The following is a 12,921-nucleotide window of genomic DNA, read 5'->3' as shown; positions in this document are numbered from 1 at the left end:
CGGCGGTCGCTCAGCGGTCGCCGGTCCAGCCGTGGGCGACGTCGATCACGAGGTGGCCGTCGAGCCGCAGCACCCGGAACGGCAGCCGCGCCCGCGTACCGAGTCCGATCTGGGTCCCGCCCTCGAAGCTGCCGGCGAACCGCGCGTCCCGGAACGTGCGGTACCCGGTGAGGTCGACGCCCGGCAGGGGACCTCCGGCGCGCGCGGGGTAGGTGGGCTCGCCGCTCCCGGGGTCGTACGAGGGCGCGGCCACCCGCACCTCGAGGACGGCGCCGCCGGCGACGGGCACGGGCCGGCCCGATCCGTCCTGGCGGAGCCGGTCGACGTACCGGACGGAGTAGCCGAGGCCGTCGCGCGCGGCGCCGGGCAGGTCGACGACCATGCGGTCGTGGCAGTCGTGCCGCCCGGTCCTGACGTCCCGCACCGGCGTGGCCGTGCCGCCGGGGCCGGACTCGGGCAGGCTGCCCCAGCCGGTCGGGCACGTCGTGGTCGGGGCCGCCGTCGCCGGGGCGGCGACGGCCGGGACCGCCGCCGTGGTCAGCGTGGCGCCCACGAGCACGAGGGTCGCGCAGATCATTCTCTTTCGTAGCATTTTCAGCCCCCTGGGCTCGCATCCTTCTGGTATCGGGTGGGACGACCGGGATGACCCGAAGGTTGCGGCTCCGCCGCGCCGGACCGTCCGGCATGGCACATCCTGGTGGGGAACGAACGGATGTCCCGTGCGTCCGCACCGGGAGGACGCGACATGGATGATGCAGCCGCCGCACCGCGCGGGGAGCGGCCGGCGGGCGCGGACGGCCGCGGCGCCGGGGAGAGCGCGGGCGCGGACGTGTCCCGGGCGGCGCATCCGGCGGCCCGGCTCGAGGACGCGCTCGCGGAGCCCGTGGTGGCGGCGGTCCAGGACGTCGGCGGGTACGGCGGGCTGGTGTACCTGCGCTCGCGTGACCGGCGCTCGCTGGTGCTGTGCGTGGTGGCCGGCGTCCCGCGGTCGCTGCTGATGACCTGGTGGCGGGTGCCCGTGGGCGGCGCGCTGCCCATGTCCGAGGCGTACCGCAGGAGCGAGAGCATGTGGCTGCCGGACGAGCGGGCCATGATGCTGCGCTTCCCGCAGTTCACCGCCGCGCTGCCGTACTCGTTCGGTTCCGCCTTCCACCCGGTGCACGTCGACGGCGAACCCGTGGGCGTCCTGTCCGTCCTGCGCTCGGCCGCCCGGGAGCAGATGGACGAGCGGACGGTGCGGGCGGCGCTGCACGCCGCGGGGCGGGACATGGAGGAGCGCCTCACCGAGTTCGCCCGCCGGATGCCCGGCCGGGAGGGCGCGGAGGCCGTGACGTACGGCATCGACTACGACGACCAGCCGGTCGGCGTGAAGCTGCCCGCCCCCTCCCTCGGGGCCGTGTCGGTCGGCATGGTCGAGTGGGACCTGGACAGCGACCGGTGGTCCGGGGACGACGACGCGCTGTCCCTGCTGGGTGTCGTCCGGGAGGAGTTCGGCGGCACCATGGCGGAGGTCGAGGACCGGGTGTCCCCCGACGACCTGTACGAACTGCGGGCGGGCCGGCGGGAGGCGGCGGACACCGGGCAGATCAGGGGCCGGCACTTCAGGGTGCTGGAGGAGGCCGGGGACGACGGGCGCATCCGCTACCGGCCGGTCGAACTGTGGGGGCACGTCGTACGGGTGGAGGGGGACGCCCGGCTGCTGGTGGGCGCCCTCGTCGACGCGGTCGGCGGGGTCACCGCGGCGGAGGCCGCCGAGCGGCTGCCCGACGGGGTGTTCTCCCTGGACCAGGACGGCCGGATCATCTACGCCAACCGCCGCTGCCAGGAACTGCTGGCCTGCGACCTGGAGCACATGCTCGGCCACTACCCGTGGGACGTTCTCCCCTGGCTGCGCGATCCGGCCTACGAGGACCGCTACCGGGCCGCGATGCTGTCGCAGGAACCGGTGTCGTACCTGGTGCACTCCCCGGACGGCGTCTGGCTGGGGTTCGTGCTCTATCCGGGGGTGCACGGGCTGACCGGACGCGTCTTCCTCACCAGCGCTCCCGCCGGGGCCGAGCCGGGCGGGTCCCTGGCGCCGGCCGGCCCGGACACCGCGGCGGCGCCGGAGCTGGTCGGGACGGCCCGCGCGGGAGCGCTCTACCACGTGGTGCAGATGGCCAGCGTGCTGACCGAGGCCGTCACCGTCAGGGACGTCTGCCTGGCCGTCGCCGAGCAGCTGCTGCCCGCGTTCGGCGCGCAGGAGATCGCCCTGTACACGATCCGCGACAGCCGGATGCACCTGCTGTGGGAGTCCGGTTATCCGGAGCACTTCCTCGACGACTTCGAGGGCGTGCCGCTCAACGCGAACCTGCCCGGCGTGCACGCCCTGACCACCCGGCTCCCGCTCTTCTTCGAGTCGCCGGAGGCACTGGTCAACGCCTACCCCCAGCTCCTCCTGGACACGATGGGCGCCTGGGCGTTCCTGCCGCTGATCGCCTCCGGCCATCCGGTCGGCTCCTGCATCCTCGGCTGGAACGCGCCGCACCGGTTCACCCCCGAGGAACGCACCGCGCTGACCGCGCTGGGCGGTCTGACCGCGCAGGCGATGGAGCGGGCCCGGCTGTACGACGCCGAGTCCGCCGTGGCGCGGGGGCTGCAGGAGGGGCTGCTGCCGCACCGGCTGCCCGCCATCGACGGACTGCTCACCACCGGCCGCTACCTGCCGGGCACCCAGGGCATGGCCATCGGGGGCGACTGGTACGACGTGATCAGGACGGGGCGGGGGGTGGCGCTGGTCATCGGCGACGTCGAGGGGCACAGCGTCGGTGCCGCCGCCGTCATGGGGCAGCTGCGCAGCGCGGTGCACGCCTTCGCCGCCAGCGGCCGGCCGCCGCAGGAGGTCATCACCCACACCAACCGGCTGCTGGCGGAGCTGGAGACGGATCTCTTCGCCACCTGCTGCTACGTCGAGCTCGACCCGGTCACCGGCCGTGCCCTGGCCGTCCGGGCGGGCCACCCCCCGCCCCTGCTGCGCCACCCCGACGGGCACACGGAGAGCCTGGACCTGCCCGGTGGCGTGCTGCTCGGGGTGCAGCCGGAGGCCGTCTACCCGGTCACGGCGCTCACCCTGGCTCCCGGCAGCGTCCTCGCGCTGTACACGGACGGGCTCGTCGAGACGCCCGGCGGTGACATCGAGACGGGCATCGAGGTGGTCCGGCGCTGTCTGGCGCGCAGCCGCACCGACTCGGTGGAGGAGCTCGCCGACCAGTTGGTCACAACGGCCCGCCGGACCGAGGACCGCCCGGACGACGTGGCGCTGCTGCTGGCGGCGTACGACCGGCGGCCCGCCCGCTGACCGCGGCCCGCCCGCCGGTCGCCGCACCGGCGTGCGCGCGTGGCGCGGAGCGGGCGTGGCGCGCGGTCGCCGCCCCGTCCGTCTCCTCGTGCGCGCGCACTGTCCCCTCGTCCACGGCGACTCCCCCCTCGCGGCCTCGACGTCAAGGGTCACGCACCGGTGGCCGGAAGCATGGCCTCCGTCACAGCCGGCCGCGACCAGAACTGGCCGGCTCCTCGTATGCGCAGCCGCTCCCTCTCTGCCGGGGCCCGTGCCGCACGGCACCGAGGGGATCGTCGAGGACGTGGCTCCGGACCGGAGGGCCGTGGGCGGGGTCGCGCCGAGCGGGTCGACGGCGGGCCCGCGGGAGGTGAGCCGGGTGCGGACCGCCGAGGTGCGCAGCGTGCCGGTCGACGAGGCGCCGCCCCCCGGTGGCCCGTGTCCGGACTGCGGTGTCCGCGGGTACGCGGACGAGGCGGATGCCGCCATGGGCCTGACGACGGGGAAGCCGGGCGTCGGCCCCCGGGGGAGGCGGGAGGAGCTGCGGGAAGGCCTCCCGGTCGGATTGGTCCCCGATGACGGGGCGGAAGTGGACCTCTCTGCGGACCGCCGTCCTTCCTAGCGTCGGTGCCATGAACGCCGTCACCACGCGCGGGACCCTGCTCGCCGCGCTCGCCTGTGTCCTCGTCGGAGGCTCCTTCACCGCCAACAGCGTCCTCGGCGACTACCCGTACGCGGGCGGTCAGTTCCTGCGGTACGCGCTGGCCTGTCTGCTGCTGGTCCCCCTGGCCGGCCGGGGCTCCACCGCGAAGCTGCGGTCGCTCCCGGCCCGCGGGTGGGCCCGGCTGGCGCTGCTCGCCGCGGTCGGCATGGTCGGGTTCAACCTGGCCGTCCTGGCCGCGGAGCGGACCGCGGAGCCGGCGGTGCCCGGCGTCTTCGTGGGCTGCGCGCCCGTGGTGGTCGCCGTCCTCGTCCCCCTGCTGGACGGCTGGCGGCCGAGGCGGGCGGTGCTGTACGGGGCGTCGGCGGTGGCCGTCGGCGCCTTCACCGTGCAGGGCTGGGGGCGTACGGACGGGGCGGGTCTCGCCTTCTCGCTGTGCGCGCTGGTCGGGGAGGTCGGGTTCGCCGTACTGGCCGTGCCCGTGCTGCGGCCCCTGGGCCCCCGGCTGCTGTCCGCCGCGGTGTGCGGCGTCGCCGCGGTCGAGTCGGCGGCGGCCGGGCTGCTGCTCGACGGATCCGCGTGGCTGCGCCGCCCGGACGGGGTCGAGGCGACGGCGCTGCTGTGGCAGGCGGTGGTGGTCACCGTCATCGGCTTCGTGTGCTGGTACATGGGCATGCAGCGGATCGGCGCCGAGCGGGCCACCCTGTTCTCCGGTCTGATCCCGGTGGCGGCGGCGTGCACCGCGCCGCTCGTCGGCACCGGGTCCTACGGCACGGCGCAGGCGGCGGGCAGTGTCCTGGTCGGCGCCGGGGTCGCCCTGGGGTCCGGCGCGCTGCGCGTGCCCGTACGACTGCGCCGGTCCCGTGCCCTGCCCGAGCGGGCCGGCGCCTCCCCGGGCGGGGAGCAGGACGTCCTCGCCGGGACCCCGCACCGGTGAGCCGGTCCGGCGCCCGCGGTCCGGGCCGGGATGCCGGAGGGATCCCGTGAACCTCTCATGAGGAGGGAGGGCCGGGGACCACCCGGCCGGGCAGTCGGCCCTCGGTGACGGCCGCCCCCACGGGCGGACGGCGCCGTACGGCCGCCGCTGGTGCCGTCCGTGATGACCCTGCTGGGGCGGCTCGCCTGGTGGACGCCACGATGGCCGGACCGGGCCGTGCCGCACATCGACGCGGAGGGGAGGGGAACACGGGACGGCAGGGCCCCTGAGGAGTCCTGCCGCCGCCGATGTGCCGCGGAATCAGGCCCCGCGCCGCACGCTCCGCAGGACGAGGAATCCGAAGATCACCAGCACTCCGCCCAGCGCGGCCGGCCAGAGCTGGGCCCCGGTCTCGGCGAGGCTTCCGGTCCCGCCCTGTGCCCGCGACCGGTCCTCGGCGCCGAGTTCGGGGAGGCTGCCGGGCACTTCGGCGGCCTGGGCCGCCTGGCCGCCGCCGTCCTGGCCGCCCTCGTCACCGTCCTGGTTCCCGGCGCCGGCGTCGTCGCCGTTCCCGGCCGGGGCCGAGGCTTTGACGTCGGGCTGCTCGGTGGCCGGGGTCTTTGACGGCTGCTCCCGCGCACCGTCGTTCTGGTTTCCGTCGTCGTTCTGGTTTCCGTCGTCGCCCTTGTCGCCGCCGTCGCCCTTGTCGCCGCCGTCGTTCCGACCCGGGTCGTCGGGTGTGGCCGTGGGCTCCTCCGGCTGCTGCGGCTCCTCGCTCGGCTCACCGCCGCTGTCACCGCCGCCGCTGTCACCGCCGCCGCTGTCACCGCCGCCGCTGTCACCGCCGCCGTTGCCGCCGTCACCGGCGCCCGCACCGCAGGTGCGGCCCTCGTTGATGCACTCGACGACCTCGTTCATCAGGTCCTCGTCGAAGACGTTGATGAAGTCGCCGTGGTCCGTGATCGGCTTGTGCAGCTGCTCCGGGAAGGAGTCCACCGCGAACAGCGGGGTCGTTCGGCCTCCGTCGTCCAGGCTCGGCGCGTCGACGTCGTAGACGATGCGCTGCACCAGCTGCGGCACCGGTTCGAAGCCGGACGGGCAGTTGCCGGCCGCGTCCGCGAACGCCATGTGCGTACGGTGGTTGGCGCTGTCGATGTTGCGGCCGTCCCAGCAGCTCTGGAAGTCGAAGCTGCGCACCACGTCACTGCCCTGCGGGCACAGCGGGTACTTGTCCGTCAGCTGCCGGTCCTCGAAACCGGTGCAGCTCCAGGAGGCGTTGGCGTTGGCGGGGCCGTTGACGAACGACTTGGCGTCGCCGGTGATGATGCGCAGCAGCCGCGGCATGGCCGTGACCTCGCCCTGCGGGTTGCCCACGAAGGTCAGCGTGACCTCCTTGGGCGTGACGATCTCACCGACGTTGCCCTCGATGCCGCCGCCCGGGGAGCCGGCGTCCTGCTCCTGGGCGCCGTTCTGCAGGCGCAGCACGGGCCAGTAGTACGACGACCTGTCGCCCTGGTCCACGCAGCTGGTGTCCGCCGCCGCCAGCTCCTCGTCGCTGGAGAAGGCGTCGGTGGACTGGTTGCCGATGTAGTCGTGGAAGTGGTGGGCGCCGTTGCCGACACCCGGTGCGGCGATCACGTTGTCCGAGTTGAACAGGCCGTTCTCGTTGACGCCGCACTCGCTGACGAAGGCGCCGCGGGAGGCGTTCTCCGTCTGCTCCGGCTCCGGGACATTGGGCTGGACGCTCTTGATGTCGACGTAGTCGCCGGCGACGGGCCCGTTGCCGGCCTGACCGCCGTTTCCGCCCTGGTCCTGGTCCTGCTCGCCTCCCCGGTCCTGTTCGCCTCCCTGACCTTGCTGGTCCTGGCCGTCGCCTCCGTCGCCCGCCTGCTCGCCGTCGCCCTCCTGTCCGGCGTCCGGCTGCGCGGGGGCGTTGCCGGACTCGCGCACGGCGCAGCCGGCGAGTCCCTCGAGGCCCTCGGGGCGCTCGCCGACCCGCTCGATGGCGGTCGCGATGCGGGCGAGGGCCGCGGAGCGCTTCTCCTCGAGCGGCCCGGCTATCGCGTTCTCCGCGAAGCCGGGGTCCTGGCGGAGGGCCTCGGCCGACTCCCCGAGCCGCTTGTAGGCCTCCGCGATCTGCGCGTCCAGGCCGGCGAGCTCCTTGTCCACCTCCGCCCGCGCCTCCCCCGGCACCGACGTCAGCTCGGTGGCCACGTCCGGGCAGTCGATCGTGGCGCCCGAGAAGACCTGCGCCCGGCCGTCGCCCTGCCCTCCCTCCTCCGTCGCGGAAGCGTAGACGTTGGCCGCCGTCATCCCGCCGCCGCCCAGGATCAAGGCGAATGCGGCGAGGGTCGCGCGCTGTTTGGGGCGTCTGCGTGTGTTGCGTGCCAAGGCAGTACTCCTACGCTTCTGGTGCGGGGGGTGGGCAGGGGATTCCCACGCCCCATACGCAGGCGGGCCACCGGGTGTTCAAAGGACTCGCGGTTTCTTCGCGGAATCCCGGAGCACCCCGGCTCCCCGTCAGAGCCCGTCGAGGTCGTGCGTCGTGCGGCCGAGGCAGACGACCGAGTCGTCCATCGGGACGTCGATCTCCTCGAAGCCCATGCGGTCGTAGAAGGCGCGGGCGGGCTTGTTGGCCGTCGCCATGACGAGGTGGACGGACGGCACTCCCGCGTCCCGCAGGGCCCCGAGGAAGGTCCGCATCAGCTGCCGGCCGTAGCCGCGCCCCTGCCACTCGGGCAGCAGGTCGATGTGCAGGTGGGCCGGCCAGGCGGCCAGCTCCGGGACGATCATCCGCTCCGGGTGGTGCAGGAGCCGGGCGATCGCCTCGTCCGGGGTGGCCGGCGGACCGGACGGCTCGGGGTGGCGGTCGGCGACCAGGGGCAGCCACGCGGCCCGGAAGGTCTTGGCGAAGCGGACGGTGTCGGCGGTGCCGACGATGTAGCCGACCGCCCGGCCCCGGCCGTCGTCCAGCACGAAGGCCAGCTCCGGCTCCAGATGGACGTAGGGCGCCGCGAAGGTGTCGGGGAAGACACTGGGGTCGGTGTAATGGGGGCGGCTGTCCTGGCCGTTGTGCGCGGTGCGGATGCAGATGTCGTCGAGGGCCGGCCGGTCCTCGCGGCGGTACGGGCGGATCATGGGTGCCTCGGTCATGCCTGGCATCCTGCCCATTTGGGAGCGCTCCCACAACCCCTTTCGGGCCGGGTCGGGGCCCGGGTCGCGGGCTTAGTCCGCCGGTCCCTGGTTACCCGGGAGGCATGAAGCTGCATATCCCGGGACGGAACGGTCCGCAGGTCGGCGAGGGTGCGACGGACGAGCCCCGTCCGGGTCACGGGGGCGACGCGACGCCGGACGACCCCGGACCCAGCGACGCGGTGGAACGGGCTGCGCCGGACTCGCCGACCAAGCTGCCGAAAGGGGCGTGGGGCGCGGCGCTGAAGGGCAGTCTGCGCGAGTTCAAGGACGACGAGCTCACCGACCGGGCCGCGGCGCTGACGTACTACGGTGTGCTGTCGCTCTTCCCGGCGCTGCTGGCCCTGGTGTCGATCCTGGGCCTCACCGGCAGGTCGACCACGGACAAGGTGGTGGACAACCTCCAGGAGCTCACCGCCCCGGGCGCGGCCCGCGACATCATGACCCAGGCGGTGGAGCAGCTGCAGGGCCGGGCGGGCATCGGGTCGGTCGTGGCGGTCGTCAGTCTGCTGCTGGCCGTCTGGTCGGCGTCGGGTTACGTGGCGGCCTTCATGCGCTCCTCGAACGCGGTCTACGACATGCCCGAGGGGCGTCCGGTCTGGAAGGTGCTGCCGGTACGGGTCGGGGTGACGGTCGCGCTCATGGTGATGGCCGTGATCAGTGCGCTGATCGTGGTGTTCACCGGCGGGATCGCCCGTCAGGCGGGCGACCTGCTCGGACTGGGCGACACCGCGCTGACCGTGTGGTCGATCGCCAAGTGGCCGGTGCTGGTCCTGCTGGTCACCATGATGATCGCGCTGCTGTACTGGGCGGCCCCGAACGCCAAGGTCAGGGGCTTCAGGTGGGTCACCCCGGGCAGTTTCCTGGCGCTGGTGATCTGGCTGGCCGCGTCCGCCGGGTTCGCCCTCTACGTCGCGAACTTCGGCTCGTACAACAAGACGTACGGCACGATGGCCGGTGTCATCGTGTTCCTGATCTGGCTGTGGATCTCCAACCTGGCCATTCTGCTGGGTCTGGAGTTCGACGCGGAGATCGCCCGGCAGCGGGCCATCGCCGGCGGCCATCCGCCCCAGGCGGAGCCGTACACGCAGCCCCGCGACACCCGGGCCTGGGACGAGCAGGACCGACGGCGCATGGACGAGGCCTGACGGCGCCCGCGGCGCGGCTCAGTCCATCAGGCCGGCGGCGACCGTGGCGCCCAGCTCCCGGCAGCGCTCGACGGCCGCCTTGTCCGGCTCGCCGGTGACGGTCACGCCGTCGGCGGCGTGACGCCGGCCGAGCCCCGTCGTGATCGACTCGATGCCCCGCACCGCGCCCGTGACGTCGTTCCCGCCGTGCACGTAGTACCCGAAGGGCCGGCCCCGGGTGGTGTCCAGGCACGGGTAGTACACCTGGTCGAAGAAGTGCTTGAGCGCCCCCGACATGTAGCCGAGGTTCGCCGGGGTGCCGAGGAGGTGGCCGTCGGCGTCCAGGACGTCGGCGGCGGTGGCGGACAGCGCCGCCCTGCGCACCACCCGGACGCCCTCGATCTCCGGCGCGCCCGCGCCGGAGAGGACGGCCTCGAACATCGCCTGGCAGTTCGGCGAGGGCGTGTGGTGGACGATCAGCAGGGTCGGCACACCCCGACCCTGCCGTGCCGGTCCGTGTGTCCGCAAGCCGCCACGGGCGGTGTCCCGTTGTGAGGGCGGGCCGGGGATGGCACGATGCCCGGCATCGGTACGCGGAGACGGGGTGTGTCTTGGTCGACGAGGGTCACGGGTCACCGGCGGCGGCGGTGTTCGACGCGCTGGGCGGCGCGTACGAGAAGGCGTTCGCCTCCTCCCCGGCGCACCGGGCGTCGCTGGAGCGGCTGCTCGAAGGGCTGGCGCCCGGCAGCAGGGTGCTGGACGTGGGCAGCGGGACGGGCCGGCCCACGGCCGCCGCGCTCGCCGGTGCGGGTCACCGGGTGCTGGGCGTCGACGTGTCCCCCGTGATGGTGGAGATCGCCTCCCGGCAGGTTCCGGAGGCCGGGTTCCGGTGCGCCGACATCCGCCGGATGCCGCTCGAGGAGGGTTCGCTCGACGCGGTCTGCGTGTACTTCGCGCTGCTGCAGATGTCCCGTGCGCAGCAGTCGGAGCTGGTGGGCCGGCTGGCGCGGGCGCTGCGGCCGGGCGGCCTGCTGGCGCTGGCCACCGTGCCGCTGGACGTCGAGGGACTCGAGGGCGTCTTCATGGGGCAGGACGTGCGCGTCACCAGCTTCGCGGCCGAGGACGTCGTCGCCCTGGTGCGCGCGGCGGGCCTGACGGTGGAGTCGCGGGAGAGCGTCATGTTCACCCCGGCCCACCCCGACGCCCGGCCGGAGCCGCAGCTCTTCCTGCACTGCCGCCGCGAGGAGGCGTGACCCCTCGGCGGCCCCTCGTGGTCCCGGCCCGCCCTGTGCGGCCTGGAGGTCGGCGAGCAGCTCGGCCTGCCCCGCGAGCACGCCGGACAGGATGGCGCGCGCCACCCGCAGCAGCTCCGCCACGTGCGGACCGGTCGGCGAGCAGTACACGGTCGAGCCCTCCCTGCGGCCGGCCACCGGGTTCGTCCGCCGCGGCACCGCCGGCTGCTGCGAGAGGTGCGCCGGCTCGATGCCCGCCTCGGGAGGCATCTCCCCCGCCGCGTGCTCGCGCTCGCTGAGCAGTTCCAGCACGCGGATGCGGGCGGGACGGCCCGGGGTCTTGAAGGATTCGGCTTTCATCCGGTACAGCGGCGTGGCCGTCGTGCCGTCCCCCTTCCGGCGCGGCAGCACGGCCCGCACGACCGGTCCTCGGTCCATCGCCTCATCTGTTCGTCGGCGTCGGCGTCGGGGCTTTCCGACATCAGCGACTCGCTCCATCCCCGCCGTCCGGCGGCCGGACCCCGTGAGCGCACAGGGGGAGCGTGATCCGGACGCTCTTCCCCGGCCGTCGGCGTCGCCATTGCTGAACTTCGCAGTTCAGCAGGTCACGGAGTGCCCGGTCGCCACGGCGCCCCGCCTCAGCCCGTCATACGCCTGCGCCACGACGGCTCGACCCGGCTCCATTCCTCCTCCCACTCGGCCAGGCGCCGCAAGCGCAGCCGGGCGCGGACCAGCCAGCCGCCGAGCAGGACCAGTCCCCCGGAGGCGACGGCGACCGTGGCGCCGGCCATGACGGTCTGGAACCGCGCCTCCGCGCCCTCGGGCGGCGCGGGGACCAGCCGGCCCGCGGGGTCCGTCCACACGGTGACCTCCGTGCCCGCCGGGCTCCCCGGGTCGACCTCCGCCCGGCCCGTGCGGTCGGTGCCGTCGGAAGCGGTCCACCGCACCTTCGCCCATACGCCGCCGTCCCCGTTCTCCGTGACCGGCGCGGACAGCCCGGCGGCGTCCTCGGCCAGTACGGCGGGGACGGGGGTGGTCCGCTCCCGGCGCTCGGCGAGCGACCCGTCCACGGCCGCGGCCGCCGTCAGGCCGGAGAACGCCCCGAGCAGCAGGGCGAGGACGAGTGCGGCGAGCACCAGCCAGGCCTCGGCCAGATCGCTGCGGCGGCGCAGCGGGTTCCTCCGCCACCGCCACAGCCGCACCCTCCGGGGCCTCGCACCCTGTGTCCTCGCCATCGGAGGTCACCTCCTCGCGTGGGTGACGAACGGCGCCTCGTTCCAGGGTGGACCCGGCCGTCCCGCTCCCGCACGGGCCGAACGGCCCGGTCCGCCGGTGCGCCCGTCAGACCGTCGGGTGCACGGGCACCACCTCGTGCTGCGGAACGCCGAGGACGACCTTGAGCGCCCCGGTCTCGGCGGCGTTGCCGAAGACGTCGTAGGCCTCCTGCATGTGGTCGAGCGGGAACGTGTGGGTGACCAGCCGGCGGGTGGGCAGCCGGCCGGCGGCCGCCATCCGCAGCAGGGCGGGGGTGGAGCGGGTGTCGACCAGTCCGGTGGTGATGGTGACGTTCCTGCTCCACAGGTCCTCGAGGTGCAGCGTGGCGGGGGCGCCGTGCACGCCGACGTTGGCCAGGCGCCCGCCGGGCCGCACCACGCGGGCGCACAGCTCGAAGGTCTCCGGGACGCCCACCGCCTCGACGGCCACGTCCGCGCCGAGCCCGCCGGTGAGGTCCGCGATCAGCTGCTCGGGACCCTCACCGGCGTCGGCGACGGCCTCGGCCCCGAACTCCTTCGCGGCCTGCAGCCGGGAGGCCGCCACGTCCACGGCGACGACGCGTTCGGGGCCGAACAGCCGGGCGGTGGCGATCGCGGCGAGCCCGACGGGCCCGGCGCCGACCACGACGACCGTGTCACCGGGACGCACCCGCCCGTTGAGCACGCCCACCTCGTAGGCGGTGGGGAAGACGTCGGCCAGCAGCACGGCGTCCTCGTTCGCGACCGCCCCGGGCAGCGGGTACACCGACAGGTCGGCGTACGGGACGCGCACGTATTCGGCCTGGGTGCCGTCGACGAGGTGGCCGAGGATCCAGCCCCCGCCGCCCCGGCACTGGCCGTACACGCCCTCGCGGCAGTACCCGCAGCGCCCGCAGGCGGAGATGCAGGAGACCAGGACGCGGTCCCCGGGGCGCACGGTGCGGACGTCGCCGCCGGTCTCGACGATCTCGCCGACCGCCTCGTGGCCGAGGACGGTGCCCGGGCGGACCTCGGGCACGTCTCCCTTGAGGATGTGCAGGTCCGTGCCGCAGACGGTGACGGCGTCGACGCGCACGATGGCGTCGCCGGGTTCCTCGACGGCCGGGTCGGGGACCTCCTCCCAGGCGGACTGCCCGGGGCCGTGGAAGACGTAGCCCTTCATGCCGATCCTCACCCTCTCGCTCTGCGGCGGGCCGCGGCACCGGGCGCACCGTCACCCGCCTG

The 12,921-nt window shown here is 74.5% G+C and carries 10 protein-coding genes and 1 pseudogene; 4 read left to right on the top strand and 7 right to left on the bottom strand.

What is annotated here, in order from left to right; genetic code table 11:
• Positions 1 to 10: 10 nt before the first annotated feature.
• Complete coding sequence (locus ACZ8ZB_RS31415; RefSeq protein WP_470740978.1) at positions 11 to 592, bottom strand: AMIN-like domain-containing (lipo)protein; 582 nt, start codon at positions 590 to 592, stop codon at positions 11 to 13.
• A 153-nt stretch (positions 593 to 745) separates the two neighbouring features.
• Here ACZ8ZB_RS31415 and ACZ8ZB_RS31410 point away from each other — a divergent pair, with 153 nt between their 5' ends.
• Both ACZ8ZB_RS31410 and ACZ8ZB_RS31405 read left to right on the top strand, forming a co-directional pair.
• Complete coding sequence (locus ACZ8ZB_RS31410; protein WP_470740977.1) at positions 746 to 3,337, top strand: SpoIIE family protein phosphatase; 2,592 nt, start codon at positions 746 to 748, stop codon at positions 3,335 to 3,337.
• A gap of 611 nt (positions 3,338 to 3,948) precedes the next feature.
• Positions 3,949 to 4,914 carry a DMT family transporter gene (locus ACZ8ZB_RS31405; protein WP_470740976.1) on the top strand — a complete coding sequence of 322 codons (966 nt, stop codon included), beginning with the start codon at positions 3,949 to 3,951 and terminating at the stop codon, positions 4,912 to 4,914.
• 300 nt (positions 4,915 to 5,214) lie between these two features.
• On the opposite strand, the gene ACZ8ZB_RS31400 is transcribed toward ACZ8ZB_RS31405, so the two are convergent.
• Complete coding sequence (locus ACZ8ZB_RS31400) at positions 5,215 to 7,206, bottom strand: DUF1996 domain-containing protein (RefSeq protein WP_470741629.1); 1,992 nt, start codon at positions 7,204 to 7,206, stop codon at positions 5,215 to 5,217.
• A 207-nt stretch (positions 7,207 to 7,413) separates the two neighbouring features.
• Positions 7,414 to 8,046: a GNAT family N-acetyltransferase gene (locus ACZ8ZB_RS31395; protein ID WP_470740975.1), complete on the bottom strand. Its 633-nt coding sequence runs from the start codon at positions 8,044 to 8,046 to the stop codon at positions 7,414 to 7,416.
• Positions 8,047 to 8,150: 104 nt separating this feature from the next.
• Here ACZ8ZB_RS31395 and ACZ8ZB_RS31390 point away from each other — a divergent pair, with 104 nt between their 5' ends.
• Positions 8,151 to 9,233, top strand: coding sequence for a YihY/virulence factor BrkB family protein (locus tag ACZ8ZB_RS31390; protein ID WP_470740974.1), 1,083 nt, complete (start codon positions 8,151 to 8,153; stop codon positions 9,231 to 9,233).
• Positions 9,234 to 9,251: 18 nt separating this feature from the next.
• Here ACZ8ZB_RS31390 and ACZ8ZB_RS31385 read toward each other — a convergent pair whose 3' ends face one another.
• Positions 9,252 to 9,704 carry a flavodoxin family protein gene (locus tag ACZ8ZB_RS31385; RefSeq protein WP_470740973.1) on the bottom strand — a complete coding sequence of 151 codons (453 nt, stop codon included), beginning with the start codon at positions 9,702 to 9,704 and terminating at the stop codon, positions 9,252 to 9,254.
• A 119-nt stretch (positions 9,705 to 9,823) separates the two neighbouring features.
• On the opposite strand from ACZ8ZB_RS31385, the gene ACZ8ZB_RS31380 reads away from it, so the two are divergent.
• The gene (locus tag ACZ8ZB_RS31380) at positions 9,824 to 10,465 is read left to right on the top strand and encodes a class I SAM-dependent methyltransferase (protein ID WP_470740972.1); all 642 of its coding nucleotides are present in this window, start codon (positions 9,824 to 9,826) and stop codon (positions 10,463 to 10,465) included.
• 18 nt (positions 10,466 to 10,483) lie between these two features.
• On the opposite strand, the pseudogene ACZ8ZB_RS31375 reads toward ACZ8ZB_RS31380, so the two are convergent.
• From ACZ8ZB_RS31375 to ACZ8ZB_RS31365, 3 genes and pseudogenes are all read right to left on the bottom strand, one after another.
• A pseudogene (locus tag ACZ8ZB_RS31375) lies at positions 10,484 to 10,804 on the bottom strand (transcriptional regulator); the annotation flags it as partial.
• 278 nt (positions 10,805 to 11,082) lie between these two features.
• The gene (locus ACZ8ZB_RS31370; protein ID WP_470740971.1) at positions 11,083 to 11,679 is read right to left on the bottom strand and encodes an Rv1733c family protein; all 597 of its coding nucleotides are present in this window, start codon (positions 11,677 to 11,679) and stop codon (positions 11,083 to 11,085) included.
• Between the two features lie 106 nt (positions 11,680 to 11,785).
• Complete coding sequence (locus ACZ8ZB_RS31365; RefSeq protein ID WP_470740970.1) at positions 11,786 to 12,859, bottom strand: alcohol dehydrogenase catalytic domain-containing protein; 1,074 nt, start codon at positions 12,857 to 12,859, stop codon at positions 11,786 to 11,788.
• Positions 12,860 to 12,921: the final 62 nt, after the last annotated feature.

Source organism: Streptomyces sp. 12E, assembly GCF_055633275.1.
This window is presented reverse-complemented; position numbering and strand designations above follow the sequence as displayed.

Coding starts and splice junctions, on each gene's coding strand:
- ACZ8ZB_RS31370 (WP_470740971.1), bottom strand. CDS start 11,679: ATGGCGAGGACACAGGGTGCGAGGCCCCGGAGGGTGCGGCTGTGGCGG.
- ACZ8ZB_RS31400 (WP_470741629.1), bottom strand. CDS start 7,206: ATGACGGCGGCCAACGTCTACGCTTCCGCGACGGAGGAGGGAGGGCAG.
- ACZ8ZB_RS31410 (WP_470740977.1), top strand. CDS start 746: ATGGATGATGCAGCCGCCGCACCGCGCGGGGAGCGGCCGGCGGGCGCG.
- ACZ8ZB_RS31390 (WP_470740974.1), top strand. CDS start 8,151: ATGAAGCTGCATATCCCGGGACGGAACGGTCCGCAGGTCGGCGAGGGT.
- ACZ8ZB_RS31365 (WP_470740970.1), bottom strand. CDS start 12,859: ATGAAGGGCTACGTCTTCCACGGCCCCGGGCAGTCCGCCTGGGAGGAG.
- ACZ8ZB_RS31405 (WP_470740976.1), top strand. CDS start 3,949: ATGAACGCCGTCACCACGCGCGGGACCCTGCTCGCCGCGCTCGCCTGT.
- ACZ8ZB_RS31395 (WP_470740975.1), bottom strand. CDS start 8,046: ATGACCGAGGCACCCATGATCCGCCCGTACCGCCGCGAGGACCGGCCG.
- ACZ8ZB_RS31415 (WP_470740978.1), bottom strand. CDS start 592: ATGCTACGAAAGAGAATGATCTGCGCGACCCTCGTGCTCGTGGGCGCC.